Below are 25,322 nucleotides of genomic sequence, written 5' to 3' on the forward strand. Positions count from 1 at the left end.
TTACTTACGGGAAAAGTGCACGACCAGCTTGTCGCCGACGCTCTGCAGCACCTGCACCAGCACTAGCAGCAATACCACGGTGACCACCATCACGTCGGTCTGGAAACGCTGGTAGCCAAAGCGGATGGCCAGGTCGCCCAGGCCGCCCGCGCCCACCACGCCGGCCATGGCGGTGTAGGAAACCAGGGTGATGGCGGTGACGGTGATCGCTGCAAAGATGCCCGGACGGGCCTCGGGCAGCAAGGCGTTGGTGATGATCTGGCGGGTGGTGGCGCCCATCGACTGGGTGGCTTCGATGATGCCGCGGTCCACTTCGCGCAGGGCGGTCTCCACCAGGCGGGCGAAGAACGGCGTGGCACCCACCACCAGCGGCGGGATGGCGCCGGCGACACCCAGCGAGGTGCCGGTGATCAGCACGGTGATCGGGATCATCACGATCAGCAGGATGATGAACGGCAGCGAGCGCAGGATGTTCACCACCAGCGACAGCAACGCGTAAACGCCCTTCTGCTCGAACATCTGCCGTGGCCCGCAGAGGAACAGCAGCACGCCCAGCGGCAGGCCCAGCAGCACGGTGAAGAACAGCGAGCCGAACAGCATGATCATGGTGTCGACGGTGGCCAGCCAGATTTCGGCCCAGTCGACGTTGGCGAAGAAATTCAGGGCGTCCATCAACGCAGTACCTCCATATGTACGTCAGCTGCCTTGAAGCGGGCGAACGCCGCTTCCATGTCACCGCCGATCAGGGCAAGGGTGAGCTGGCCATAGGGGACATCCTTGATGCGGTCGATACGCCCGGCGAGGATGCTGTAGTCCACGCCGGTTTCGCGGGCCACGGTGCCCAGCAGCGGCGCGTAGGTGGCGTCGCCCTGGAAAGTCAGGCGCACGATGCGGCCCGGCACGTGGGCGAAGTCGTCGCGTTGCTCGCCTTCGTCGACCTGTTCGTCTTCCTGGACAAAACGCTTGGTGGTCGGGTGCTCGGGGTGCAGGAACACCTCGGCGACCGGCCCCTGCTCGACGATCTTCCCGGCGTCCATTACCGCCACGCGGTCGCAGACCCGGCGGATCACGTCCATCTCATGGGTGATCAGCACGATGGTCAGCTTCAGCTCGCGGTTGATCTCGGCCAGCAGTTGCAGCACCGAGGCGGTGGTCTGCGGGTCGAGGGCACTGGTGGCTTCGTCGCACAGCAGGATCTTGGGATTGGTGGACAGCGCGCGGGCAATGCCGACGCGCTGCTTCTGCCCGCCCGACAGCTGTGCCGGGTACTTCCTGGCGTGGTCCTGCAGGCCGACGCGGGCCAGCAGTTCGGTGACACGCTTGTCGATTTCACCGCGCGACAGCTCGCCGGCCAGCACCAGCGGCAGGGCGACGTTGTCGGCGACGGTCTTCGAGGCCAGCAGATTGAAGTGCTGGAAGATCATCCCGACCTGCTGGCGGAAGCGGCGCAGCTGGTTGGCGTCGAAGGCGGTGACGTCTTCGCCATCGACGATGATCTTGCCGCCGCTCGGGGCCTCGAGGCGGTTGATCAGGCGCAGCATGGTGCTCTTGCCGGCACCGGAGTGGCCGATTAGGCCGAACACCTGGCCATCTTCGATGGTCAGGCTGGTCGGGTTCAGGGCCGGAATATCCCTACCGTCGACACGGTAGGTTTTATGGACATTTTGAAACTCGATCACTGAGCGAACCTTGTGGGGCGCATGGAATGTGGGCCAGCGGTTAGCCGGGGTCGCGCATTTTAGCCTTTTCCAATAGCCGTTCTTATCATTTATTTCTGATTCGTCCAATCAGTTGGGTATAACGCGACGATTGGTGCGCCTGATCGAACGCAATCGCGGGCTTGCCCCGCGATTGATCACTGCTGATGGGGGACCAGCACCACCTGAGCTGGCAGCGAGCGCTGGATCTCATGCTTTTGCTGCAGCGCGAAGCCGCTGTCGAGTTTGCGCACGCGCTTCTCCAGCAGCGTCTTGAGCCACGGGGCGTCTTGGGTACGGGGTACCTGGAACACCACCTCGCACTGGTAATTGACCACGTCCAAGGCGATGTCATCGAGCTGGCGACGCAGGGCGCGGCTGTCGGTGGTCTTTAGCGCTACCACGGTGTTCGGCGCGGTCGGGTCGATCAAGCGGGCTCGCGGTTGCTTCTCCGCGGCCTTGAGCGCGGCCTCGGCCTTTTCCAGTTCAGCCTTGCGGGCATTGGCCATGGCATCGCCACCGGTCAGCGCCGGGGCTTTTGGCATCAGCGCGCGGGCACGGGCCAGCGCGGTGGCGGCGGCATTGACGTCGCCCTTCTGCAGGACGATCTGGCTACGGCGTAGATACGCTTCAGCCAGTTGCCGCTGGTGGGGCTCCAGGCGCGCATCGTCAGGCGACTGCGCCTGCAACGCGGCGAGCTGGTCCTCGGCGGTGGCCAGCTCGTTGGCGGCGATGGTTTGCTCCAGCTGCTGCCAGGCATCCGGTTGGACAGGCGCCACCGGCTGTTCGGCAGGCTTGCTGGAGCAGGCGGCCAGGAACAGGGAAAACGCGGCAACAAGCAGATAACGTGAGGCGAACGGCTTCATTCCTGCGACTCTCTATTTGCGCAAAAAGCGAGCAAGTCTACACCCAGGTGCGCACGCTCGAAAACAGGCCATACAGACCTTGTGCCCACGGAAAGGTTGCGTGTGCCCCCTGAATTTTCAGCGTTTGGGCAACGCCAGGCTCAGCAAGAATAGCACCGCCGCGCAGACCACGATCGACGGCCCGGCTGGTGTGTCCTTGAACCACGACATGGCCAGGCCACCGCACACTGCGGTGACCCCCAGCAGGCTGGCGCCCAAGGCCATCTGCTCGGGCGAGCGGGCGTGGCGTTGTGCCGCGGCGGCCGGGATGATCAGCAGCGAGGTGATCAGCAGCACGCCGACGATCTTCATCGCCACCGCGATCACCACGGCGATCAGCAGCATCAGCGCCAGGCGCAGCCCGGCCACCGGCAGGCCTTCGACCATCGCCAGTTCCTCGTGCACCGTGACTGCCAGCAGGGGGCGCCAGAGTGCGGCCAGCAGCACCAGCACCAACGCGCTGCCGCCGAGGATCCAGGCAAGGTCGGTGGTGCTGATCGCCAGCAGGTCGCCGAACAGGTAGGCCATCAGGTCGATGCGTACATCGTGCATGAAGCTCAGCACCACCAGGCCCAGCGACAGGGTGCTGGGGGCGAGGATGCCGAGCAGCGTGTCGGAGGCCAGCGGCTGGCGCTGCTGCAAGGTCACCAGCAGGATCGCCAACAACAGGCAGCCGACGGTCACCGCCAGCGCCGGGCTGACGTCCAGGGCGAAGCCCAGGGCCACGCCGAGCAGTGCGGCATGCGAGAGGGTGTCGCCGAAATAGGCCATGCGCCGCCAGACCACGAACGAACCCAGCGGGCCGGCGACAAGGGCCAGCGACAGGCCGGCAAGCAGGGCGTAGAGAAGAAAATCAGCCATGCTTGCAGTGCTCTCCGTGGACATGGGCGCCGGGGGCGATCACCGAGCCGTGCAGGTCGTGGCTGTGATCGTGATGGTGGTGGTAGACGGCCAGGCTCTTGGCGTTCTGGCCGAACAGTTCGACGAAGGCCGGGTCGTTGCTGACCTGCTCCGGGTGGCCCGAGCAGCAGACGTGACGGTTGAGGCAGACCACCTGGTCGGTGGCGCTCATCACCAGGTGCAGGTCGTGGGAGACCATCAGCACGCCGCAACCATGGCGGTCGCGCAGGCGGGTGATGAGGTTGTACAGCTCGGTCTGGCCGACCACGTCGACCCCTTGCACCGGCTCGTCGAGCACCAACAGCTCCGGCTCGCGCAACAGCGCGCGGGCCAGCAGCACGCGCTGCATCTCGCCGCCGGAAATGGTCTGGATCGGGCTGTCGATCACCTGTTCGGCGCCGACCTCCTGCAATGCCGACAAGGCTGCCGCGCGGTCTACGCCGGGCACCAGGCGCAGGAAGCGCAGCACCGACAGCGGCAGCGTGGCGTCAACCTGGATCTTCTGCGGCATGTAGCCGATGCGCAGCTTCGGCTTGCGCCATACCTTGCCGCGATGCGGTTTTAGCAGGCCGAGCACGGCGCGTACCAGGGTGGTCTTGCCGGCGCCGTTGGGGCCGATCAGGGTGACGATCTGGCCGGGCGCGACGGCCAGGTCGATGCTGTCGAGCACCGCTTCACCGGCAAAGCTGACCCCGACCTGCTCGAGGCGGATCAGTGCGTCGCTCATGCCTTGCCCCGGCAGTTGCCGCACAGGCCGACCACTTCCACGGTCTGCGTTTCGACGGCGAAGCCGACAGCCTTGGCGCTGTCGACGATGGCATTGCTGATGCTGTCCTGCTCCAGTTCGATGGCCACGTGGCATTCACGGCAGATCAGGAACTGGCCCTGGTGCGCGTGTTCGGGGTGGCTGCAGCCGATGAAGGCGTTGAGCGAGGCGATGCGGTGCACCAGGCCGTTTTCCAGCAGGAAGTCCAGGGCGCGATAGACGGTGGGTGGCGCGGCGCGGCGGCCGTCCTGCTCGCTGAGCACGGCGAGGATGTCGTAGGCGCCCAACGGCTTGTGGCTCTGCCACACCAGCTCCAGCACACGGCGGCGCAGGGCGGTCAGGCGCAGGCCCTGACGGTTGCACAGCGCGTCGGCCTCGGCCAGCGCGCTGTGGACGCAATGGGAATGATCGTGGGGGCGGTGGGCCAGCGGCGTGATGGACATGGGCAGCGACGGTTCAGGATGGAGACGTTATTATGTTACCTGTTTCTGACGACCCGAGTATCCACCGTGTCCCGATTCCTTGTCCTCTTTGTCGCTTTCATCGCCTGCTCGGCCCAGGCCGACGTGCGCGTACTGACCAGCATCAAGCCCCTGCAACAGATTGCTGCGGCCGTCCAGGACGGTGCCGGCAGCCCTGACGTGCTGTTGCCGCCGGGCGCGTCCCCACACAACTACGCGTTGCGCCCGTCCGACGTGCGCAAGGTCGGCGATGCCGACCTGCTGTACTGGATCGGCCCGGACATGGAAGGTTTCCTGCCCCGCGTGCTGGCCAGCCGCGGCAAGCCCAGCGTGGCGGTGCAGTCGCTTCCAGGCCTGCAGTTGCGCCACTTTGGCGAGGACAGCCATTCCCACGAAGAAGACCACGACGACCATGACCATGACCACCGCCCGGGCAGCCTCGATGCGCACCTGTGGCTGTCGTCGGCCAATGCCCGGGTGATCGCGGCGAAGATGGCCGCCGACCTGGCGGCAGCCGACCCGGCCAATGCCGCGCGTTATCAAGGCAACCTGAAACTGTTCATCGAGCGGATGGACGCCCTGGATGGGCGGATCAAGCAGCGTGTGGCAGGGATCGCCGGCAAACCGTACTTCGTGTTCCATGAAGCCTTCGACTACTTCGAGGCCGCCTACGGCCTGAAGCACACCGGTGTATTCAGTGTGGCGTCGGAAGTGCAGCCGGGGGCGCAGCATGTGGCCGCGATGCGCAAGCGCCTGCAGGAAGTGGGCAAGACCTGTGTGTTCAGCGAGCCACCTCTGCGGCCACGCCTGGCCGAGACGCTGACGGCGGGGTTACCGGTGCGTCTGGCGGAGCTGGATGCGCTGGGTGGGACTGATACGGTGGATGCCCAGGGCTATGAACGGTTGCTGGAGAAGCTGGGCAGCGACCTGACGGGTTGCCTGGAACAACTGTAGGAGCGGCTTCAGCCGCGAAGCAGGCGCCACGGTGTATGGCACCCGCTTCGCGGGTGATCGCGGCTAAAGCCGCTCCTACAGGTTTTTGTAATCGCCCGTTAGAGCGCGAACGGCAGCTTCAACGCCACCTGCTGGCGCTGCACCAAGCGCACCTCGAACTCGCTCGGGTCGTGGATCATCACATCCATCCCGGCAAACGCCTGCGCCGCGATCAGCCGCGACAGCCAGAAGCGCACGCAAGCCACCCGCAGCATCACCGGCCACAGCTCGGCTTCGGCCGCGGTGAATGGCCGCAACGCCGCGTAAGCACCCAGCAGCGCCTGGGCCCGTGGCAGGTCGATGCCACCCTGTTCGTCCAGGCACCAGTCGTTCACGGTGATGGCCACGTCATACAGCATCGGCCCGGAACAGGCGTTGTAGAAATCGATCACGCCGGTCAGGTGGGTGCCTTCGAACATCACGTTGTCACGGAACAGGTCGGCGTGCAGGTTGGCCTTGGGCAGGGCCAGGATCTGCGCCTTGTGCGCGGTGATCTCATCCAGTGCCGGCTTCAACAGCTCGGCTTGCGCGCTGTTCAGGCCGGACAGCAACTCAATGCCAGATGCCAGCATCCAGTCCAGGCCGCGGTCGGTACGGCGCTCGATGATGCGCTCGCGGGTGGCCAGGTGGATGTGCGCCAGCAGCTCGCCAACCTGCGCGCAGTGCTGGTTGTTCGGTGCCTTTATGTGCTTGCCGGACAACCGTGGCTGCAACAGCGCCGGTTTGCCGCACAGCTCGCGCAGGCCGTTGCCGTCGCGGTCGCGCACGGCGTAGGGCACCGGCATGTCGGCCTCATGCAGTACATCGAGCAGCTCGATGAAGAACGGCATGTCTTCGGCCGGCCCGCGCTCGATCAGTGTGAGGACGAACTCCCCTTGCTCCAGGCTGACGAAGAAATTGCTGTTCTCGGTACCGGCGGCAATGCCCTGGAAGTCGAGCAGACGGCCCAGCTCGTACGGCGCCAGAAAGGTTTCCAGCTCAGGCCGGGACACAGGGGTGAAGACTGACATGTTGAGAAATTGCCCATGCGGGCACTTCCGCCGGGAAGTGCCTGGTTGATGTGAACGGTACCCGCTACTTCCACTCGAAGATTTTCCAGGAGGGGATCAGCATGTCTGGCTGGTCTGAGCGAATGAAGTTGGCGTCAGTGCCATCGGCGCGTACCAGGAAATAAGGTTTACCACCTTTAGGGGTGACCTTGATCGCATACAGGAAGCCATTCTGCCGGTATTCCTGGATGGTTTTGTCGCCTTCCGTGCGAATGGTCACATCGGGATCTGCCGATGGGGCGTCGTCCGCCGCCAGGGTGACGGCTGGCAGGGTGGCCAGCAGACCGAGCAGTAACAGGCGATTGGGTGTACGCATGATAACCTAGTCCTTTTGTCGTCATTGATCCGGCTATTCTAGCTCCGGACCCGCCGAAAAGGTTGATTCTCCTCATGAGCCAAGCGCCCCTCGTCCTGGTGGACGGTTCCTCCTACCTCTACCGCGCCTTCCACGCGCTGCCACCGCTGACTACTTCCAAAGGCCTGCCGACGGGCGCGGTCAAGGGTGTGCTGAACATGCTCAAGAGCCTGCGTAAGCAGTACCCGGACAGCCTGTTCGCGGTGGTCTTCGACGCCAAGGGCGGCACCTTCCGCGACGCCATGTTCGCCGAGTACAAGGCCAACCGCCCGAGCATGCCCGACGACCTGCGGGTGCAGGTCGAGCCGCTGCACGCCAGCGTGCGCGCGCTGGGTTACCCGCTGTTGTGCGTCGAGGGCGTGGAGGCGGACGATGTGATCGGCACCCTGGCCCGCAGCAGCGCGGCGGCGGGCCGCCCGGTGATCATCTCGACTGGCGACAAGGACATGGCCCAACTGGTGGACGGCCACGTCACGCTGGTCAACACCATGACCGGCAGTGTGCTGGACGTTGCCGGCGTGCACGAGAAGTTCGGCGTGGGTCCCGAGCACATCATCGATTTCCTCGCCCTGATGGGCGACAAAGTCGACAACATCCCCGGCGTGCCGGGCGTTGGCGAGAAGACCGCCGTGGGCCTGCTGACCGGAATCGGTGGCGGCCTGAGCGACCTGTACCAGAACCTCGACAAGGTCCCGGCCCTGGCCATTCGTGGCGCCAAGACCCTGCCGGCCAAGCTCGAGGAGCACCGCGACGCGGCCTTCCTCTCCTATGAGCTGGCCACCATCAAGTGTGATGTGGAACTGGATGTCGAGGTCGACGCGCTGGTCTGCGGCGAGCCGGATCGTGAAGCGCTGCTGGCCTTGTACACCGAGATGGAGTTCAAGAGCTGGGTCGCCGAAGTGCAACGAAGCGCGCCCCGCACGGGTGACAGCGACGCTGCTGTTGCAGCTCAAGAGGCACCTGAAGCCAAGGTCGAACCCAAGTACGAGACCATCCTCGACCAGGCGCGTTTCGATGCCTGGCTGGAAAAGCTGCGACAGGCGCCGCTGTTCGCCTTCGACACCGAAACCACTGGCCTTGATGCCCAACAGGCCAGCATCGTCGGCCTGTCGTTCGCCGTCGAGCCCAACGAAGCCGCCTATGTACCGCTGGCCCACGACTACGAAGGTGCCCCGGCCCAGCTGGACCGCGAAGCCGTGCTGCTGGCACTCAAACCCCTGCTGGAAGACCCGGCCAAGGGCAAGATCGGCCAGAACGCCAAGTACGACATCAATATCCTGGCCAACGGCAGCCCGGCGATCCTGATGCGCGGCGTGGCCTACGACACCATGCTCGAGTCCTACGTGCTCGACTCCACCGCCACCCGCCACGACATGGACAGCCTGGCGCAGAAGTACCTGGACCACACCACCATCGGGTTCGAGGACATCGCGGGCAAGGGCGCCAAGCAACTGACCTTCAACCAGATCCCGCTGGAGAAGGCCGGCCCCTACGCCGCCGAGGATGCCGACGTCACCCTGCGCCTGCACCACGCGTTGCAAGCGCGCCTGGCGAATACCCCCAGCGTGCTGCCGGTGCTGATGGACATCGAGATGCCGCTGGTGCCGGTGCTGGCCAAGATTGAACGCCAAGGAGCACTGGTTGATGCCGCGCTGCTCGGCGTGCAGAGCGGTGAGCTGGGCGCGAAGCTGGTCGAGCTGGAGCGCGAGGCGTATGCCTTGGCCGGCGAGGAGTTCAATCTGGGCTCGCCCAAGCAGCTGGGCGCGATCCTCTACGACAAACTGGGCATGCCGGTGCTGAGCAAGACGGCCAAGGGCCAGCCCTCAACCGCCGAGGCGGTGCTCGATGACCTGGCCGAGCAGGGCTACCCGCTGCCCAAGGTGCTGATGCAATACCGCAGCCTGAGCAAGCTCAAGAGCACCTACACCGACAAGCTGCCGGGGCAGATCAACCCTCGCACCGGGCGTATCCACACCTCCTACCAGCAAGCAGTCGCCGCCACCGGGCGGTTGTCGTCCAGCGACCCGAACCTGCAGAACATCCCGGTGCGTACCGCCGAAGGCCGGCGTATCCGCCAGGCCTTCGTCGCCAGTCCCGGCTACAAGCTGCTGGCGGCGGACTATTCGCAGATCGAGCTGCGCATCATGGCCCACCTGGCCAAGGACGAAGGCCTGCTGCATGCCTTCCGCAACGATCTGGACGTGCACCGCGCCACCGCCGCCGAAGTGTTCGGCGTGGCTCTGGCGGACGTCACCACCGACCAGCGCCGCAGCGCCAAGGCGATCAACTTCGGCCTGATCTACGGCATGAGCGCGTTCGGCCTGGCCAAGCAGATCGGCGTCGACCGCAAGCAGTCCCAGGATTACATCGACCGTTATTTCGCCCGCTATCCCGGCGTGTTGGCCTACATGGAGCGCACCCGCGCCCAGGCCGCCGAGCAAGGCTTCGTCGAGACCCTGTTCGGCCGCCGCCTGTACCTGCCGGACATCAACGCCAAGAACCCGGCCCTGCGCAAAGGCGCCGAGCGCACCGCGATCAACGCCCCGATGCAGGGCACCGCGGCGGACATCATCAAGCGCGCCATGGTGGCGGTGGACAACTGGCTGACCGACAGCAAACTGGATGCGCGGGTGATCCTGCAGGTGCACGACGAACTGGTGCTGGAAGTGCGTGAGGATCTGGTCGAGCAGGTGAAAGATGAAATTCGCGGTTACATGAGCGGTGCCGCGGAACTCGATGTGCCGCTGCTGGTGGAAGTGGGCGTTGGCTCGAATTGGGACGAAGCTCACTAAACGCGGTGTGAAAGCTGTGTAGGATCTGCGGCGTAGTGTCGCGGATCCTTACCGGCCTCAGGCCATTAGATCCGGGGTTTCATGAAACTATCGCAAATAGTTTCGAGGGGCTCGGAACTAAATCGGTGAAGCGCTACTCAGAGGTACTGAATGGCTGGTGAAGCCTTTCGATGCTCCTATGTTGTGTTAAGTGTTGGCAGATATCTGGACCCCGCCCTAGCGGTCCGGACTTGAACCCCGAACTTCCCCCTCCCCATATGAAGTCCGGGGTTTTTTTTGCCCGGAATTCAGGGGTGACATCGATCTTTGTAGGAGCGGCTTCAGCCGCGATCACCCGCAGCGCGGGTGCCACGTTCCGAGGTGCCTGTTTCGCGGCTGAAGCCGCTCCTACAGGTTCCATGACGATTCAAGCCACCGGTTTGTCTTCCAACTCCATCCAGTCCGCCAGCACGCGGTAGGCTTCTTCCAGCCCCAGACGCTTGGGCGCCGAGAACAGCTGGATGGTCGTGCTATCGCCCCAGCCCTTGCGAATCTCCGACTGCACCTTGAGCAGGGTGTTCTTGCCCGCGCCGTGGGTCAGCTTGTCGGCCTTGGTCAGCAGGATGTGCATGGGCATGCCGCTGGCCCGGGCCCAATCGAGCATCATCTTGTCGAAGTCGGTCATCGGGTGGCGCACATCCATCATCAGGATTACCCCGCGCAGGCACTCGCGGCTGCCGAGGTAGGCCTCCAGGTGCTTCTGCCAGTGTTGCTTGAGCGGGATCGGCACTTTTGCATAACCGTAACCCGGCAGGTCGACCAAACGCCGTTCATCGTCCAGACTGAAGAAATTCAGCAGCTGGGTGCGGCCGGGGGTCTTCGAGGTGCGTGCCAGGCTGGCGTGGGTCAGGGTGTTGAGGGCGCTGGACTTGCCGGCGTTGGAGCGGCCGGCGAAAGCCACCTCGTAACCCTGGTCTTCCGGGCATTGTTCGACCTTGGCGGCGCTGAGGGCGAATGTGGCTTTCTGGCAGAGGCCGAGGATGGGGTTCTTGACTTGCATGGGATATCCGATGTGGGTGTTGCCCAGCTCTGGAACGGTTGGCCCAGGCGCGGCAAGCGGTGTCGTTTCCGTTTGGATGGCGGAAGTATATAATGCCCCAGTTTTTGTGTGCTCATTCTCCCAGCGAAGGTGTATGAGCATGGGGTGTCGAACAATAGCTCGCGCAACAGAACGCAGCGCGGCCCCCAACCCTGTCAGGTCGTTCCGCATGGCGAAATGGCTACTAGCTGTCGGTTTGTTCCTACCGTTTTTCAGCGCACAGGCTACACAGGATCCCGAGGCGTTGTACAACCGCAGCTGTGCGGCCTGTCACGCCGGACAGTTGCCACAGGCACCCAGGCAGGGTGACCGGGCAGCCTGGGAGCCACGGCTGGCGCAAGGCATGGAGCAACTGGTGGTACATGTTACACAGGGTTTCAAGGCTATGCCGCCGCGTGGATTGTGCATGGACTGCAGTGCCGAGGACTACCGATTGGTCATCCTTTGGATGAGCGGCAGTCCCGATACATAACATTTCACCCTTAGCCGTGTTGGATTAGCTGATGAACAAACTATTCGTGAGTCTGCTGTTGACCATGGGGGTCGCAGGTGCGGCAAGTGCTGCGGAACCCATCAAAGGCGATGCTGCTGCCGGTCAGGCCAAAACCGCTGTCTGTGGGGCCTGCCACAACCCTGACGGCAACAGCCTGGCACCGAACTTCCCCAAACTCGCCGGCCAAGGCGAGCGGTATCTGGAAAAGCAGCTGCACGACATCAAGTCCGGCAAGCGCACCGTGCTGGAGATGACCGGCATGCTGGCGAACTTCAGTGACCAGGACCTGGCCGATATCGCCGCCTACTTCTCCAGCCAGAAAGGCAGCGTCGGCGCCGCCGACCCGAAACTGGTCGAACGTGGCCGCGCCCTGTTCAATGGCGGCGACCTCGAGAAGGGCATGCCGGCCTGTACCGGTTGCCATTCTCCCAACGGTGCGGGCATCGCCTTGGCCGGCTTCCCGCATCTGGGCGGCCAGCACGCGCAGTATGTCGGCAAGCAGCTGACCGACTTCCGTGAAGGCAACCGCACCAACGACGGCGATGCCATGACCATGCGCACCATCGCCGGCAAGCTGAGCAACAAGGATATCGAAGCCCTGTCCAGTTACATCCAGGGCCTGCACTGATCCTGTAGGTCCGGGCGTTAACATTCGGTTAATGCTTCAGCGCTAAAGATGAAAAGGGCAGCCTAGGCTGCCCTTTTTTCTATCCGTAGCCGTTACACTACAGAACTCGAGCCCTTCCCGGCCTGTCCTACACAGGTCGCGTCGAGGCGACCAAAGACTGCTCAGGAGTAAAGCATGCGTAAACTGATTCTCAGCGCTGCGCTGGTCGCCGCCAGCGTATTCGGTATGGCCGCCGTACAGGCCGCAGAGCCTGCAACCGCCGGCAAGGAATATATCGAGCTGAGCAACCCCGTCCCGGTATCCGTGCCAGGCAAGATCGAAGTCGTCGAGCTGTTCTGGTACGGCTGCCCACACTGCTACCACTTCGAACCGACCATCAACCCTTGGGCTGAGAAGCTGCCGAAGGACGTCAACTTCAAGCGCGTCCCTGCCATGTTCGGCGGCCCGTGGGATAAACACGGTCAGATGTTCCTGACGCTGGAAGCCATGGGTGTCGAGCACAACGTCCACAACGCCGTTTTCGACGCCATCCAGAACAAGCGCATGAAGCTGATGGAGCCTGAGGAAATGGCCGACTTCCTGGCCACCCAGGGCGTGGACAAGGACAAGTTCCTGGCCACCTACAACTCCTTCGCTATCCAGGGCCAGGTCAAGCAGGCCAAGGAGCTCGCCAAGAAGTACGAAATCACCGGTGTGCCAAGCCTGGTGGTCAACGGCAAGTACCGCTTCGACCTGGGTACCGCAGGTGGTCCGGAAGGCGTGCTGAACGTCGCCGACCAGCTGATCGCCAAGGAGCGCGCCGCTAAGTAAGCGGCGACCGCCATGGGCCGGATCCGCTCTACACGTGGTATCGGCCTGCACCAGCCGCAGGTCAACGAGCGTCACCTGCAGGCCCCTGGCCTGCCGGAGGACGGTCGCCTGCGGCTGCTGAGCTTCAATATCCAGGTCGGCATCAGCACCGAGCGTTACCGCCACTACCTGACACGCAGCTGGCAGCACCTGCTGCCGCACGCTGGCCGCTCCGGCAACTTGCAGAAAATTGGCGACCTGCTCAGCGATTTCGACCTGGTGGCCCTGCAGGAAGCCGACGGCGGCAGCCTGCGCTCGGGCTACGTCAATCAAGTCGAGCACCTGGCGCAACTGGGGGCCTTCCCCTACTGGTACCAGCAGCTCAACCGCAACCTCGGGCGTTTCGCCCAGCACAGCAACGGCGTGCTCAGCCGCCTCAAGCCCCAGCAACTGGAAGACCATCCCCTGCCCGGCCCGGCCGGTCGCGGGGCGATCCTGGTGCGTTTCGGCGAGGGCGAGGATGCGCTGATCGTGGTGATGATGCACCTGGCATTGGGCGCCAAGACCCGTGCCCGGCAGCTGGCCTACATTCGCGAGCTGATCGGCGGTTACCGGCACCAGGTTCTCATGGGTGACATGAACACCCACGCCACCGACCTGCTCGATCACTCGCCGCTGCGCGACCTGGGCTTGATCGCACCCCAGGTCGAAGCCACCTTCCCCAGCTGGCGCCCGCAACGCTGCCTGGACCATATCCTGCTCAGCCCGAGCCTGACGCTGGAGCGCGTCGAGGTGCTGGCGCAGCCAATTTCCGATCACCTGCCCGTCGCCGTCGAGATCCGATTGCCTGAAGCCTTGACTGTGGATACGCTGCCGGTCCTGAGCTAGCGCCTGCAGCACTCAAGTCTTCGGTCTGTTCGCCGAAATCGAGTCATTACAGGACTAGATGCGATCACCGGATGCGGATCCTGGCATGACCGAAGAAGCCGAGCGCTGGAAAGAAAAATACCTTAAAAGCATCGAACAGCAGGAAAAGCTCGAACGGCGCTGGGCCGCTCGTCTCGACTTGCTGCGTCGTGGCCTGGTGCGCAGCACCCTGGCGGCCGAAGGTAGCGACAAGATCGTTGACCAGTGCATGAAGGAAATGCGCGAGGTCATCCGCAGCGACAATATGGACGCCGGGCTTGCCGGGCTGATCCCACGCCTGGAAAAGGCCGTGCTCGACTCCGAGCAACGCCGTGAAACGCGCATGACCCAGGTCAGCGACGCGCTGACTGCGCTGGTGACTCAATTGCAGACGCTGCCCCTGCCTGGGGAAGTGGCGCGCCCGCTGAAGAAGCTGGCGAAGAAACTGGATGGCGGCGTCAGCCAGTCCCGTGAACTGCCTCCGCTGCTGGGCGAGCTCAGCGGCTTGCAGGGGCGCGCCCTCAACGCGGTGCAAAAGCCTGACGAGGAAGCCAGGCCGGGGTTTCTCCAGCGCCTGTTCGGCGGGCGTGACGAGCCTCAGGCCGAGATGGCCACGACGGCTGTCGCAGTGACGTCTCCGGCGCTCGCACCGGTCCCTGCCGAGGCTCCCGCGGTACAACCCACCCTGCCTCAGGATGCGGACGAACTGCATGCCCTGAACGTTGTGCCTGCGCCTGCGGTGGAGGAAGAGCCCGAACCTGAGCCGGACATCGAGCTACCAGGCCCCGCGCTGGTCGAAACCGTCGCGGTGATTCCTGTCGCGCCTGCGCCTGTGCCGGAGCCTGAGCCCGCCCCGGTAGTCGAGGAAGCACCAGCGCCCGAACTTGCCAGTGTCGAGCCCGAGGAGCAACCCGCCGAAGACGTCGAGCCGGCACAACTCCCTGCGCTCGCGGATATCATCGAGGGAGAAGACGGCCCCTACGCCCTCCCCGATGCGGTCGAGCCCCCGTACAGTCAGGTGGCGGCCCATATCGAGCAGACCCTGATCGGCCTGCTCGACGACCTCAGCCTGCCCGAGCGCCACAAGGCCCAGGCCCTGGAGATGCGCGAACGCGTTGCCCGCGGCCTTAACTGGTACGAGTTGATCCCGGTGCTGGACGACCTGGCCGTGCTCATGCTGGCCATTACCGACAGCGGCCAGCACGAGTTCGAAGCCTATCTGCAGCAACTCAACGAGCGCCTGGAAACCTTCCAGAGCCACCTGCACGAAGCCAGTGCCGGCCACGCCGACAACAGCTCCGCCGCCCGTGAGCTGGACAACCAGTTGCGCGAGCAGGTCGATGGCCTGCAGAGCAGTGTCCAGGGCGCCGCCGACGTGGACAGCCTCAAGCACATCCTGGAGAACCGTCTCGAGGGTTTGCTGGTGACCATGGATGAACACCAGCATGAGCGTGACCGTCGTGAACAGGAGCTGGCTGGCCGTCTGCAAGGGTTGGCCGAGCGGGTGGCGAGCATGGAGCAGGAAGCCCTCGGCTACCGCGAGCACCTCGAGGAGCAGCGGCAGAAGGCGATGATCGATCCCCTCACGGGCCTGCCCAACCGCGCCGCCTGGTCGGAGCGGGTCGAGCATGAAGTGCTCGACTGGCAGGAGAACGGCGGGCACCTGGCCATGGCCATTCTCGACCTCGACCACTTCAAGCGCATCAACGACGGTTATGGCCACCTGGCCGGCGACAAGGTGCTGAAGATCGTCGCCGACCAGTTGCGCAAGCGTCTGCGCGGCCGCGACTTCATCGCCCGTTTCGGCGGCGAGGAGTTCGTCCTGCTGTTGCCGCAGACTTCGCCTCCCGCGGCGGTGCAGGTCGCCGAGACGCTGCGCGCGGCGATCGAAGCCTGCCCGTTCCACTTCAAGGGCGAGCGCGTGGTGATTACCGCGTCCATTGGTATCAGCGCCTTCCGCTCCGGTGAGCGTGGCGACCAAGTGCTCAAGCGCGCGGATGATGCACTGTATCGGGCCAAGGACAAAGGACGAAACCGCATCGAACAGGGGTAGCCGGACTGCGGGGGTGCGTAACAAGGCGTTGCGCATTCACAGCGATATCCCTCCCTTAGCACGTTATACTGTAGCGCTGTTGTCGCTTACCCTGACGTGCGTCCTGCAATGAAAAAACTCATCACCGCCCTGCTTCTACTCACCCTTGCTGGTTGCTCCAGTGGCCTGCGCATCGATCGCAGTCACCCTTCGGCCAACCAGGACAGCCGTATCCAGTTCGTCGTCCTGCATTACACCAATGCGTCGCTGGAGCGCTCCCTCGCCCTGCTTACCCATGGCGAAGTCAGCAGCCACTACCTGATCGGCGACGGGCCGGCCACGGTTTATCAACTGGTGGATGAAAACCGCCGGGCCTGGCACGCCGGCGACAGCCAGTGGCAGGGGCGTACCTGGCTCAATTCCAGCTCCATTGGCATCGAAATCGTCAACCAGGGCTACACCGACACGCCGAACGGTCGGGTCTGGCACCCCTACAGCGAGGCGCAGGTCCAGTCGTTGATTGCCTTGCTCAAGGACATCGTCAAGCGCAACAACATCGACCCCCGGCACATCATCGGGCACAGCGACATCGCGCCGCTGCGCAAGCTTGACCCAGGCCCACTGTTCCCTTGGAAGCGCCTGGCCGACGCCGGCCTTGGGGTCTGGCCGGAGGCTGGCGCGGTGGCGCGGCAGCAGGCGTATTTCGAGGTCAACCCACCCAGCATCGGCTGGTACCAGCAGCAGCTGGTGCGCTTCGGCTATGCCATCGAGCAGACCGGCACCCTGGATGTGTCGACCCGCCATGTGATCGCGGCGTTCCAGATGCGCTTCCGCCCGCAGCGCTTCGACGGCATGCCGGACGCCCAGACCGCCGCGATGCTGCAGGTGCTCAACCGCAAGCGGTGACCCCGCCTCGAGGGGCTGCCCCCTCGAGTGGCGCGCCAAACGGCCAGGCCGATCGTCCATTCCGTTGCTATACCTTTGGTAATCAACCGGATGCCGCGCATGTCTGCCCTGATCGCTTCGATGCGCCAATTTTTTTACCATCCGTGGCTGCTTGCCGTGATCGCGGCACTGGCCAGCGCCGCCCTGTTGCTGGCCGCCAGCGTCGGCCTGACCCTGCAACAGATGAAGCAAAGCGAAATCGAACAGATGAACGCGCGGGGTGAGCGTTTCCTGGATCGCCTGGAACAAGTGTTCGGCCAGTTGCGTGAGGGGGTCGACCAGCTCGAGGGGCAGAACCTGCGCGGCTGCGGCCCGGCGATGCTCGAGCAATTGCAGCAGGTGGCACTGAAGTCGCGCTTCATCTATGAGGCGGCTTATGTGGATGGCCGGGACAGCTGTTCCAGCCGGGGGGTGGATCGACAGGTCGATTCGCTGCGCAGGCCGGATATCCGCGGGCCCACCTACAGCTATTGGCTGAACACCACCACCGAACCCAATGACAACCTTGCCGCGCTCATGCTTGGGCGCGGCAGGTTCCTGGTGTCCACTTCCCGGGGCCACCTTTCCGATGTGGTCGACCTGCCTCCCGGTGGCAGCCTGCTGGTGGTACTCGACCGTGGCAACCGCGCGATCCCGGTGCTGGGCCCGGAACAGCGCTGGCCGCCGACCGCTGACTGGCCACCGTCCTTGCACAAATCGTTGCTCGAATTGCCCGACCGCCTGGTCTACCTCATGTCGACCAAGTCGCCGGACTACCAACTGGTGCTGATCGCCCCTCGGGCCAGCATGCCGCTCAGGCTCAACGGTCTGCTCTGGCTGCTGTTTCCGGGCAGCGTGGTGCTGGCCGGGTGTATCGGCTGGTTGGTGTTGCAGTTGATCCAGCAGCGCCGCTCGATGAGTTCGGAGCTGCAACAGGCCCTGCGCCGGGGCGAGTTGCAGGTGCTCTATCAGCCGATCTTCGAATTGGACAGCCGCCGCTGCGTCGGTGCCGAGGCGCTGGTGCGCTGGCGGCGCCCGGACGGTAGCCTGACCAGCCCCGAGCTGTTCATCCCATTGGCGGAGAACACCGGGCAGATCCGCGAGATCACCGATTTCGTGCTGCAGCGGGTGTTGGAGCAGCTCGGCCAGTTGCTACGCGCCAATTCCTGGCTGTATATCTCGGTCAACCTGGCGGCCTGCGATGTCATGGAGCCGCGCATCGGTCGCGTGGCCCAGCGACTGCTGGCCCAGCACCGGGTGGCCGCCAGCCAGATCGCTTTCGAGGTCACCGAGCGCGGCCTTATCGATGTGGTTGTCGCACGGGACAACCTGCAGACCTTGCGCGCCGTGGGGCATCAGGTGCTGATCGATGATTTTGGCACGGGTTACTGCAGCCTGGCCTACCTGCAGACCCTGCCGGTGGATTGCCTGAAGATCGACAAGGCCTTCATCGACGCCCTGGGGCACGATGCTGCCAGCAGCGGCGTGGCGCCGCACATCATCCGCATGGCCCACGACCTGCACCTGCGGGTGATCGCCGAAGGGATCGAGTCGGAGGACCAGGCGGAATTGCTCAACAGTGAAGGGGTCAACTACGGGCAGGGATGGTTGTTCGCCCACCCGCTCAACGCCCGCCAGTTTGTCGAGCTGATCACCCGGGGGCGCCGGGTGGCGGGGCGGCGGATCGATGATGAGCCTTGAATAGAGGCATCTGCGGCGCTCGCCCGTAGGAGCGGCTTCAGCCGCGATCACCCGCGAAGCGGGTGCCATACAGGGTGATGCCTGCATCGCGGGTTCAGACAGGCAGCGCCATGTAGAACTGCGTCCCCTGCCCCGGCCGTGAGAACACGCCCATGCGGCCACCATGCAGCTGCACGATCTCCTTGCACAGCGCCAGCCCCAATCCAGCCCCGCCCTTCTTGCGGCCGACCTGCACGAACGGCTCGAAGATCCGCCCCTGCTGCCCATAGGCGATGCCCTCGCCGTTATCCTCGACGCTGATGATCACCCGCTCGGCATGGCGCCGCGCATGCAGGCGGATGCGTCCGCCGCTGGCGGTATGGCGGATGGCGTTGTGCAGCAGGTTGTCCAGCACCCGGTCGAGCTGCGCCGCGTCGGCCTGGATGCGTGGCAGGGGCGGCTCCAGTTCGCGGAGCAGCTCGATCTGCTTGTTCGCCGCCTGTTCGGCGAAGCGTGCCTGGGCCCGCTCGAACAGCTCGTCGAGGGCGCAGGGGGCCAGTTCCAGCTTTTGCAGGCCGCTCTGGTAGCGGGAGAAGTTCAGCAGGTCGTTGATCAGTTGGGTGAGGCGCTGCATTTCCTCGGCAATGGTGTCGAGCAGGTCGTTCTCTCGGGCGCCGGCCGGGAAACTGATGCGTTCGCGCAGCAGGCCGAAGGCCATGTGCATCCCCGTGACCGGTGTGCGCAGCTCATGGGATGCACGCAGGACGAACTCGCTACGCACGCGCTCGAAGGCTCTCTGCTCGGTGACATCGTGCAGCACCATCACGGCACCGAGGATCGGCCCCTGGGGGTGGCTGACCGGGGTCAGGCTGTAGGTCAGCAGGCGGCTTTCCTCGTCCACTTCCAGATTCAGGTCGTCCGGTGGCCGGTCCAGGCTGCCGCCGCGCAGCACCTGGCGCAGCTGCTGTTCCAGTTCCGGGCGCTGCAGGGCTTCGGCCAGGCTCATGCCCAGGCGGCCGGGGTCCCAGCCGAGCTGGCGCTGGGCCACGGGGTTGAGGTGTTCCAGGCGGCCCTGGCGGTCGATGATCAGCAGGCCGTCGTCGATGCTGTCGAGTACCGCCTGCAAGCGCTGCTGGCCGGCGAGCAGTTCGTCGATGTTGGTGGCCTGGTGCTTGCGCAAGGCGTCGGCCATCAGGCCGAAGCGGCGGGTCAGCTGGTTCAGCTCGGTGGCTTGCGTCACCGGCAGGGTGACGTCGAAATTGCCCTGGCCAACCTGGTCGGCGGCCTTGGCCAGTGCCTCGATCGGCTGGCCGAAGCGGCGCGCGATGTTGTGCGCGGTGATGAAGCCCAGCACCAGCACTGTCAGGCCCATCAGGCCCAGCAGGCCACTGACCAGCAGGGCGTGGTCGCGGGATTTCTCTTCGCTGCGGATGATGTGTTCCAGTGCCTGCCGATGGGAGTCGAGCAAGTCGGCGCGGACCTGGTTGAAGGCGGCTCCCAGTGGTTGCTCGACGCCCATGCTGCGCGCGGGGGCCGGGCTTTCACGGTAAGCCTGGACGAATGCCTGGTAGTTGCTGGCAGCCTTGCTGAAGCCGGTACGCTCACCGCCCTGCTCCAGGCCCTGGTTGAGCAACGTCTGGAACTGGTCCTGCAGGGTGACCAGGTTGTTCGGGTTGGTGTCCTCGTCGAGCATCAGGTTCAACTGCTCGCCCAGGTTCTGCCGCAGCCTCAGGCCCAGGTCCAGCGAGTGGGTGGTGTCCTGGACCAGGCGCTGTTGCTGGGTGGCCATCTGCATCACGCTGACCAGGCCCAGCAGCAGCCCGAGCAGCGCCACCGTGATCAGCGCCGAGATGCTGAGGAACAGGCGCGTGCGCAGCTTCATCGGCCATTTCATAAGTTGTACTGCTTGCGCTTGCGGTACAGCGTGGAGGCGTCGATACCCAGGGTCTTGGCGGCCTGGTCGAGGGTGTCACTGGTGGCCAGCACCGCGCCGATGTGAGCGCGCTCCAGTTCTTCCAGGCTCAGGGCGGCGCCGACTCGTGGCGTGTTGCCGGCGGGTTGCTCGCCCATGCCCAGGTGGCTGATCTCCACCCGCTCCTGGGGGCAGATGATGCTGGCGCGCTCGACCACGTTGCGCAGCTCGCGGATGTTGCCCGGCCAGCGGTAGTTGAGCAATGCCGCGCGGGCCTCGTCGCTGAAGGCTTTGGCTGGCCGCGAGTATTCCTTGACGAAGCGGGCCAGGAAGCGGTCGGCCAGGGTCAGGATGTCCTCGCTGCGTTCGCGCAGGGGCGGCAAGTGCAAGGTGATGACATTCAGGCGGTATAGCAGGTCTTCGCGGAAGCGGTTTTCACGGACCATCTCCTCAAGGTTGAGGTTGGTCGCCGCCAGGATGCGCACATCGGCGCGGCGGGTGACCGGGTCGCCGACCCGTTCATATTCTTTGTCCTGGATGAAGCGCAGCAACTTAGGCTGCAAGGTGAGGGGAAAATCGCCAATCTCGTCGAGAAACAGCGTTCCGCCATCGGCCTGGCTGACGCGTCCCAAGGTGCTTTCGCTGGCACCGGTGAACGCCCCGCGGGTGTGGCCGAACAGCTCGCTTTCCATCAGCTCGGCGTTGAGCGATGGGCAGTTGATGGTCACGCAGGCCTTGCGTGCACGCTTGCTCCAGCCATGGATGGCACGGGCCAGCTCCCCCTTGCCGGTGCCGGACTCGCCGAGGATGAGGATGTTGGCGTCGGTGGTCGCCACCTGCCGGGCGGTTTCCAGCACGGCCATCATGGCCGGGCTGTGGGAATCCAAGCCATCCTTGGGTTTGCGCACTTCGCCTTCGAGGGCTTCCAGGCGCGCCGACAGCTGCCGCACTTCCAGCTGCTTGGCCGTGGCCAAGCGCAGCTGGTCGGGACTGCAGGGCTTGACCAGGTAGTCGGCGGCACCGGCCTGGATGGCGTCGACTGCGGTGTCGATGGCGGAGTGCGCGGTGACGATCACCACCCGCATCCAGGGGGCCTGGATGCGCATCTGTGCCAGGACATCGAGGCCGTTGTCCTCGCCCAGACGAAGGTCGAGGAAGCACAGGTCGAACACCTGGCGCTGCAGCAGGGTCTCGGCCTGGGCAGCGCTGTTGGCGGTGGCCACGCTGTAGCCTTCGTCTTCGAGGCAGTAACGGAAGGTGCGCAGGATCGCGGACTCGTCGTCCACCAGCAGAATGCGGCCTTGGTTGTCCTGGGCTGATTCCATTTGCTGCGCTCCTTTGGGGTTGGTCTCAATTAGTGTCGGAAAAATCGGGCAAGTTGCATGGTTGATTCTGATTGATTCGTCTGACTGCATGCTAGCCGCTTGCCGGAATGATGACCAAGTGCCTGAAAATCATGGGTTTGTGCGCTTGTGTGGGCTGTGGTGTTTTTGAGAATCGGCGCTGCTGCGCAGCGCATCGCGGATGAATCCGCTCCTACAGGCAAGTGCGCCAACCGATAAACATCAGGTGTGGCAGGTTGCAATAGATGTAGGAGCGGATTCATCCGCGATGCGCCGCGCGGGCGGCGCTCGATTTCACAAGCGCTGCATCACTTTCGCCGATCCTCCCCTGATGACACGGTGGTGAATCGTGCAAAGTGCACGGCGCATAAATGCGCATCGTGCAGGATACGTCCCCAGTGATTGCTTAAAAAACAACTAAATATCTGATTTAAAAGCAATTTTATGCGAATGAAAGGCTGGCATGCAGGCTGCAACTCTCTGCTCAAGACAGACAACAGGTCCAGCAGGAGGAGCCGGCATGAATCGCCAACCCATCAACAGCACGCAGAGTGCCACCCAACCCCTGCGTCAGCTGCTGTTCCTCGCCATGGCCGTGCTGCTCACCCTGGCGGCCGGGCAGTTCTACTACAGCCTGCAGACCGCCCGCCTGGCCGAACAGGTGGCGATGCAGACCGCGCTGTTGACCCAGTTGAAGGCCAATCATGCCAGCACCCTGGTGAAGGCGGCCGAACCACTGCCCGCCCCCGACGCCACGCCTGCCGCCGTCGAGAACATCGTGCCCCAGGACCGCTGGGTGTTCTGAACCCCAGACAACGATTGATTTCGCACAAGAAAGGAGAGACATCATGCTGAGTTGGGCCATCACCTTCCTGATCATCGCCATTGTCGCCGCGGTACTGGGCTTCGGTGGTATCGCGGGCGCCGCGACCGGTATCGCGAAGATCCTGTTCATTATCTTCCTGGTGCTGTTCGTGGCTTCCTTCTTCTTCGGACGCGGCAGGGGTTGAACCATGAGCCGGATGCTTTGCACTGCCCTGGCCGGCGCCCTGCTGCTGGGCGCCGGTACGGCGGCGATGGCGGCCAATGACGGCCAGGTCCGTGCCGACCAGTTGTTGGGCACGGACCCCGAATACCGGGAAACCTGGCAGGACACGATCAAAGGCGAGGAGCGCCTGCCCGAGTGGGTGATCAACCTCAGTGGCAGCGCCCCGCTGCAGATGTCCGCAGCGACCGAGGACGGTGACAAGTACCTGGTCGGCCCGCTCTGCGAGTCCGAGGGCAACTGCACCTACAAACGGTTGATCGTGGCCTTCAGCTGGGACAAGGAGCACGCCTACGGAATGCTCGTGGAAGTACCCGAAGGCCTGCCCGCCGACAAGTCACCGACCCGTCATGCCGAGTACCGCTGGCTCGGCAAGCCGGACGACGGCATGCAAGCGTTGCTGCGCGAACAGCTCAAGCGCGACCCGAACTGGTACTGACCAACGGTCGCGCACTGTCACGCAATGGAAGCTGAACCTTTTTATCGTTCTGGCTTCTATGATGCGCGGCCCCGAGGACGGGCTGCGCATGACCAGGGGGCCGGGCCGTTCTGACTGTTGCAGGGTCGGAGTGGCCTAGGGGTACAAGGAGTACCTCCGCGATGGGCCGGGTCAGGAGAGGGTGGCATCGGAAGCTGCAGATCGGCCGTGTCGAGCACGATGCGCTGACCGGTCTGGCTTCCGAAGCGCCTGATGTAGGGATTCTTCCTTATATATGTACGACTTCTTACCAAGACACATTTTGTCTCGACCGTATATCGAAATTTTTTGGGCTGTCCGATAGGTCAGGTCAGATGGCATTTCAGCCATTCGGATTGTCGAACACGCCATTCGAACCCCCGCATGCATACCTCTAAATCTGCCGAAAAATGGCGCTTTGGTCTTGTTCGGAAATCCGAACGTTGAAAATCAAGGCGTTGGCGATGCCCGATTTGCAGGTTGAGTCTCATGCCGATTCGGCATAGGGTAGTCGTTTCCGGCATTAGACTGCCCCCCTTCCCATCGCAATAGTTGCCGCCTTTTTCCCTGGCCCGAGCGCCTGAAACATTCGCTCGCGGTGTCCTTACATGGGGTCACCGGACGGCAAGCTCTGCAACCAAAATGCTGTTAACAGCTCTGGGACGCGGCTTTCCGCTTGGTGCCCGTGACCACTACAACAAAGGGTAATGACATGAAGAAGGCAAAACTGAGCCTCGCCTGGCAGATCGTGATAGGTCTGTTGCTGGGCGTTGCAGTCGGCGCGCTACTGAATCATTTCAGTGCGGAAAAGGCATGGTGGATCAGCAACGTCCTCCAGCCCGCTGGCGACATCTTCATTCGCCTGATCAAGATGATCGTCGTCCCGATCGTGATTTCGTCGCTGATCGTGGGCATCGCCGGGGTTGGCGACGCGAAGAAACTGGGCAGCATTGGCCTGAAGACCATCATCTACTTCGAGGTGGTGACCACCATCGCCATCGTTGTCGGCCTGGTTCTCGCCAACGTGTTCCACCCGGGTGCCGGCATCGACATGAGCACCCTGGGCACCGTCGACATCTCCAAGTACCAGGCCACCGCGGCCGAGGTGCAGCATGAGCACGCGTTCATCGAAACCCTGCTCAACCTGATCCCGTCGAACATCTTCGCGGCGCTGATGCGTGGCGAGATGCTGCCGATCATCTTCTTCTCGGTCATGTTCGGCATGGGCTTGTCGAGCCTCAACGCCGACCTGCGCGAGCCGCTGGTGCGTACCTTCCAGGGCGTGTCGGAGACCATGTTCAAGGTCACCCACATGATCATGAACTACGCCCCTATCGGCGTGTTCGCCCTGATCGCCGCCACCGTCGCCAACTTCGGCTTCGCCTCGCTGCTGCCGCTGGCCAAGCTGGTGCTGCTGGTGTACTTCGCCATCGCTTTCTTCGCCTTCATGGTGCTGGGCCTGGTGGCGCGCGTGTTCGGCTTCTCGGTCATCAAGATCATGCGCATCATGAAGGACGAGCTGATCCTCGCCTACTCCACCTCCAGCTCCGAGACCGTGCTGCCGCGCGTGATCGAGAAGATGGAGAAGTACGGCGCGCCGAAGTCGATCTGCTCGTTCGTGGTACCGACCGGCTACTCGTTCAACCTCGACGGTTCGACCCTGTACCAGAGCATCGCGGCGATCTTCATCGCCCAGCTGTACGGCATCGACCTGTCCTGGAGCCAGCAGCTGCTGCTGGTGCTGACCCTGATGGTCACCTCCAAGGGTATCGCCGGCGTGCCGGGCGTGTCCTTCGTGGTACTGCTGGCCACCTTGGGCAGCGTGGGCATCCCGCTGGAAGGCCTGGCCTTCATCGCCGGTGTCGACCGCATCATGGACATGGCCCGTACCGCGCTGAACGTGGTGGGTAATGCCCTGGCCGCCGTGGTCATCGCCAAGTGGCAGGGTATGTACGACGCCGAGAAAGGCGAGGCGTACTACAAGTCGCTGGTGCTGGACAAAGGCAAGAGCGAGGCCGTGGTGGCGGGCAAGACCGTCAACCAGTAAGCCTTTGCGCTGAACGAAAAGCCCCGACCTGTCGGGGCTTTTTGCATTCCGCTGCCCCGTAGGAGCCGGC

General features: G+C 63.9%; 24 protein-coding genes. 13 read left to right on the plus strand and 11 right to left on the minus strand.

Features of this window, described 5'->3' with window-relative positions; genetic code table 11:
* The 6 genes from PSEEN_RS00320 to zur all read right to left on the minus strand — a co-directional run bounded on the left by PSEEN_RS00320 (position 1) and on the right by zur (position 4,711).
* Complete coding sequence (locus PSEEN_RS00320) at positions 1–672, minus strand: methionine ABC transporter permease (protein ID WP_011531522.1); 672 nt, start codon at positions 670–672, stop codon at positions 1–3.
* The gene (locus PSEEN_RS00325; protein ID WP_011531523.1) at positions 672–1,679 is read right to left on the minus strand and encodes a methionine ABC transporter ATP-binding protein; all 1,008 of its coding nucleotides are present in this window, start codon (positions 1,677–1,679) and stop codon (positions 672–674) included. The genes PSEEN_RS00320 and PSEEN_RS00325 overlap by 1 nt, the downstream gene beginning before the upstream one ends.
* A gap of 176 nt (positions 1,680–1,855) precedes the next feature.
* On the minus strand, positions 1,856–2,563 hold the full coding sequence (locus PSEEN_RS00330; protein ID WP_011531524.1) for a PA5502 family lipoprotein: 708 nt from the start codon (positions 2,561–2,563) through the stop codon (positions 1,856–1,858).
* Between the two features lie 117 nt (positions 2,564–2,680).
* Complete coding sequence (gene znuB, locus PSEEN_RS00335; RefSeq protein ID WP_011531525.1) at positions 2,681–3,463, minus strand: zinc ABC transporter permease subunit ZnuB; 783 nt, start codon at positions 3,461–3,463, stop codon at positions 2,681–2,683.
* Positions 3,456–4,229: a zinc ABC transporter ATP-binding protein ZnuC gene (gene znuC, locus PSEEN_RS00340; protein WP_011531526.1), complete on the minus strand. Its 774-nt coding sequence runs from the start codon at positions 4,227–4,229 to the stop codon at positions 3,456–3,458. The genes znuB and znuC overlap by 8 nt, the downstream gene beginning before the upstream one ends.
* The gene (gene zur / locus PSEEN_RS00345) at positions 4,226–4,711 is read right to left on the minus strand and encodes a zinc uptake transcriptional repressor Zur (protein WP_011531527.1); all 486 of its coding nucleotides are present in this window, start codon (positions 4,709–4,711) and stop codon (positions 4,226–4,228) included. Before zur ends, znuC begins: the two co-directional genes overlap by 4 nt.
* Before the next feature lie 18 nt (positions 4,712–4,729).
* Here zur and PSEEN_RS00350 point away from each other — a divergent pair, with 18 nt between their 5' ends.
* A complete protein-coding gene (locus tag PSEEN_RS00350) occupies positions 4,730–5,683 on the plus strand; it encodes a zinc ABC transporter substrate-binding protein (RefSeq protein ID WP_373694284.1) in 954 nt (317 codons plus the stop codon).
* A gap of 98 nt (positions 5,684–5,781) precedes the next feature.
* Here the strand turns inward: PSEEN_RS00350 and PSEEN_RS00355 are convergent, their stop codons facing one another.
* Positions 5,782–6,732 (minus strand): homoserine kinase, encoded by a 951-nt coding sequence (locus PSEEN_RS00355; protein WP_011531529.1) that lies wholly within the window; start codon positions 6,730–6,732, stop codon positions 5,782–5,784.
* A 64-nt stretch (positions 6,733–6,796) separates the two neighbouring features.
* Positions 6,797–7,087 carry a DUF2782 domain-containing protein gene (locus tag PSEEN_RS00360; protein ID WP_011531530.1) on the minus strand — a complete coding sequence of 97 codons (291 nt, stop codon included), beginning with the start codon at positions 7,085–7,087 and terminating at the stop codon, positions 6,797–6,799.
* A gap of 74 nt (positions 7,088–7,161) precedes the next feature.
* Between PSEEN_RS00360 and polA the strand changes: the two genes are divergently transcribed.
* Positions 7,162–9,918, plus strand: a complete 2,757-nt coding sequence (gene polA / locus PSEEN_RS00365) for a DNA polymerase I (RefSeq protein WP_044487549.1) — start codon at positions 7,162–7,164, stop codon at positions 9,916–9,918.
* 406 nt (positions 9,919–10,324) lie between these two features.
* Here polA and yihA read toward each other — a convergent pair whose 3' ends face one another.
* Complete coding sequence (gene yihA / locus PSEEN_RS00370) at positions 10,325–10,957, minus strand: ribosome biogenesis GTP-binding protein YihA/YsxC (protein WP_011531532.1); 633 nt, start codon at positions 10,955–10,957, stop codon at positions 10,325–10,327.
* A 208-nt stretch (positions 10,958–11,165) separates the two neighbouring features.
* On the opposite strand from yihA, the gene PSEEN_RS00375 reads away from it, so the two are divergent.
* The 7 genes from PSEEN_RS00375 (at position 11,166) to PSEEN_RS00405 (ending at position 18,469) form a co-directional block, all read left to right on the plus strand.
* Entirely contained in the window at positions 11,166–11,468 is a 303-nt protein-coding gene (locus tag PSEEN_RS00375; protein ID WP_011531533.1) for a c-type cytochrome, read from the plus strand.
* Between the two features lie 31 nt (positions 11,469–11,499).
* On the plus strand, positions 11,500–12,117 hold the full coding sequence (locus PSEEN_RS00380; protein WP_011531534.1) for a c-type cytochrome: 618 nt from the start codon (positions 11,500–11,502) through the stop codon (positions 12,115–12,117).
* Positions 12,118–12,291: 174 nt separating this feature from the next.
* The gene (dsbA, locus tag PSEEN_RS00385) at positions 12,292–12,927 is read left to right on the plus strand and encodes a thiol:disulfide interchange protein DsbA (protein ID WP_011531535.1); all 636 of its coding nucleotides are present in this window, start codon (positions 12,292–12,294) and stop codon (positions 12,925–12,927) included.
* Positions 12,928–12,939: 12 nt separating this feature from the next.
* Positions 12,940–13,794, plus strand: a complete 855-nt coding sequence (locus tag PSEEN_RS00390) for an endonuclease/exonuclease/phosphatase family protein (protein ID WP_011531536.1) — start codon at positions 12,940–12,942, stop codon at positions 13,792–13,794.
* 85 nt (positions 13,795–13,879) lie between these two features.
* The gene (locus tag PSEEN_RS00395) at positions 13,880–15,865 is read left to right on the plus strand and encodes a GGDEF domain-containing protein (protein ID WP_011531537.1); all 1,986 of its coding nucleotides are present in this window, start codon (positions 13,880–13,882) and stop codon (positions 15,863–15,865) included.
* A 108-nt stretch (positions 15,866–15,973) separates the two neighbouring features.
* Complete coding sequence (locus tag PSEEN_RS00400) at positions 15,974–16,750, plus strand: N-acetylmuramoyl-L-alanine amidase (protein WP_011531538.1); 777 nt, start codon at positions 15,974–15,976, stop codon at positions 16,748–16,750.
* A 99-nt stretch (positions 16,751–16,849) separates the two neighbouring features.
* On the plus strand, positions 16,850–18,469 hold the full coding sequence (locus PSEEN_RS00405; RefSeq protein WP_044487550.1) for an EAL domain-containing protein: 1,620 nt from the start codon (positions 16,850–16,852) through the stop codon (positions 18,467–18,469).
* Between the two features lie 94 nt (positions 18,470–18,563).
* On the opposite strand, the gene PSEEN_RS00410 is transcribed toward PSEEN_RS00405, so the two are convergent.
* Together PSEEN_RS00410 and algB are read right to left on the minus strand one after the other, a co-directional pair.
* Complete coding sequence (locus PSEEN_RS00410) at positions 18,564–20,342, minus strand: KinB sensor domain-containing domain (protein ID WP_011531540.1); 1,779 nt, start codon at positions 20,340–20,342, stop codon at positions 18,564–18,566.
* Positions 20,339–21,685 (minus strand): sigma-54-dependent response regulator transcription factor AlgB, encoded by a 1,347-nt coding sequence (algB, locus tag PSEEN_RS00415; protein WP_011531541.1) that lies wholly within the window; start codon positions 21,683–21,685, stop codon positions 20,339–20,341. The genes PSEEN_RS00410 and algB overlap by 4 nt, the downstream gene beginning before the upstream one ends.
* 538 nt (positions 21,686–22,223) lie before the next feature.
* Between algB and PSEEN_RS00420 the strand changes: the two genes are divergently transcribed.
* The 4 genes from PSEEN_RS00420 (at position 22,224) to gltP (ending at position 25,252) form a co-directional block, all read left to right on the plus strand.
* The gene (locus PSEEN_RS00420) at positions 22,224–22,508 is read left to right on the plus strand and encodes a hypothetical protein (protein ID WP_011531542.1); all 285 of its coding nucleotides are present in this window, start codon (positions 22,224–22,226) and stop codon (positions 22,506–22,508) included.
* A 43-nt stretch (positions 22,509–22,551) separates the two neighbouring features.
* Positions 22,552–22,713 carry a DUF1328 domain-containing protein gene (locus tag PSEEN_RS25890; RefSeq protein WP_011531543.1) on the plus strand — a complete coding sequence of 54 codons (162 nt, stop codon included), beginning with the start codon at positions 22,552–22,554 and terminating at the stop codon, positions 22,711–22,713.
* A 3-nt stretch (positions 22,714–22,716) separates the two neighbouring features.
* Positions 22,717–23,187 (plus strand): inhibitor of vertebrate lysozyme family protein, encoded by a 471-nt coding sequence (locus PSEEN_RS00430; protein ID WP_011531544.1) that lies wholly within the window; start codon positions 22,717–22,719, stop codon positions 23,185–23,187.
* A 730-nt stretch (positions 23,188–23,917) separates the two neighbouring features.
* Positions 23,918–25,252 carry a glutamate/aspartate:proton symporter GltP gene (gene gltP / locus PSEEN_RS00435; RefSeq protein WP_011531545.1) on the plus strand — a complete coding sequence of 445 codons (1,335 nt, stop codon included), beginning with the start codon at positions 23,918–23,920 and terminating at the stop codon, positions 25,250–25,252.
* The last annotated feature ends 70 nt before the right edge of the window (positions 25,253–25,322 follow it).

The organism is Pseudomonas entomophila L48 (genome assembly GCF_000026105.1).
Taxonomy (GTDB): Bacteria; Pseudomonadota; Gammaproteobacteria; order Pseudomonadales; family Pseudomonadaceae; genus Aquipseudomonas; species Aquipseudomonas entomophila.

Bases quoted from the DNA above. Each gene is read 5' to 3' on its own strand.
- PSEEN_RS00320 (WP_011531522.1), bottom strand. From the start codon at position 672: ATGGACGCCCTGAATTTCTTCGCCAACGTCGACTGGGCCGAAATCTGG.
- PSEEN_RS00330 (WP_011531524.1), bottom strand. From the start codon at position 2,563: ATGAAGCCGTTCGCCTCACGTTATCTGCTTGTTGCCGCGTTTTCCCTG.
- znuB (WP_011531525.1), bottom strand. From the start codon at position 3,463: ATGGCTGATTTTCTTCTCTACGCCCTGCTTGCCGGCCTGTCGCTGGCC.
- znuC (WP_011531526.1), bottom strand. From the start codon at position 4,229: ATGAGCGACGCACTGATCCGCCTCGAGCAGGTCGGGGTCAGCTTTGCC.
- zur (WP_011531527.1), bottom strand. From the start codon at position 4,711: ATGTCCATCACGCCGCTGGCCCACCGCCCCCACGATCATTCCCATTGC.
- PSEEN_RS00350 (WP_373694284.1), top strand. From the start codon at position 4,730: ATGGAGACGTTATTATGTTACCTGTTTCTGACGACCCGAGTATCCACC.
- PSEEN_RS00355 (WP_011531529.1), bottom strand. From the start codon at position 6,732: ATGTCAGTCTTCACCCCTGTGTCCCGGCCTGAGCTGGAAACCTTTCTG.
- PSEEN_RS00360 (WP_011531530.1), bottom strand. From the start codon at position 7,087: ATGCGTACACCCAATCGCCTGTTACTGCTCGGTCTGCTGGCCACCCTG.
- polA (WP_044487549.1), top strand. From the start codon at position 7,162: ATGAGCCAAGCGCCCCTCGTCCTGGTGGACGGTTCCTCCTACCTCTAC.
- yihA (WP_011531532.1), bottom strand. From the start codon at position 10,957: ATGCAAGTCAAGAACCCCATCCTCGGCCTCTGCCAGAAAGCCACATTC.
- PSEEN_RS00375 (WP_011531533.1), top strand. From the start codon at position 11,166: ATGGCGAAATGGCTACTAGCTGTCGGTTTGTTCCTACCGTTTTTCAGC.
- PSEEN_RS00380 (WP_011531534.1), top strand. From the start codon at position 11,500: ATGAACAAACTATTCGTGAGTCTGCTGTTGACCATGGGGGTCGCAGGT.
- dsbA (WP_011531535.1), top strand. From the start codon at position 12,292: ATGCGTAAACTGATTCTCAGCGCTGCGCTGGTCGCCGCCAGCGTATTC.
- PSEEN_RS00390 (WP_011531536.1), top strand. From the start codon at position 12,940: ATGGGCCGGATCCGCTCTACACGTGGTATCGGCCTGCACCAGCCGCAG.
- PSEEN_RS00395 (WP_011531537.1), top strand. From the start codon at position 13,880: ATGACCGAAGAAGCCGAGCGCTGGAAAGAAAAATACCTTAAAAGCATC.
- PSEEN_RS00400 (WP_011531538.1), top strand. From the start codon at position 15,974: ATGAAAAAACTCATCACCGCCCTGCTTCTACTCACCCTTGCTGGTTGC.
- PSEEN_RS00405 (WP_044487550.1), top strand. From the start codon at position 16,850: ATGTCTGCCCTGATCGCTTCGATGCGCCAATTTTTTTACCATCCGTGG.
- PSEEN_RS00410 (WP_011531540.1), bottom strand. From the start codon at position 20,342: ATGAAATGGCCGATGAAGCTGCGCACGCGCCTGTTCCTCAGCATCTCG.
- algB (WP_011531541.1), bottom strand. From the start codon at position 21,685: ATGGAATCAGCCCAGGACAACCAAGGCCGCATTCTGCTGGTGGACGAC.
- PSEEN_RS00420 (WP_011531542.1), top strand. From the start codon at position 22,224: ATGAATCGCCAACCCATCAACAGCACGCAGAGTGCCACCCAACCCCTG.
- PSEEN_RS25890 (WP_011531543.1), top strand. From the start codon at position 22,552: ATGCTGAGTTGGGCCATCACCTTCCTGATCATCGCCATTGTCGCCGCG.
- PSEEN_RS00430 (WP_011531544.1), top strand. From the start codon at position 22,717: ATGAGCCGGATGCTTTGCACTGCCCTGGCCGGCGCCCTGCTGCTGGGC.
- gltP (WP_011531545.1), top strand. From the start codon at position 23,918: ATGAAGAAGGCAAAACTGAGCCTCGCCTGGCAGATCGTGATAGGTCTG.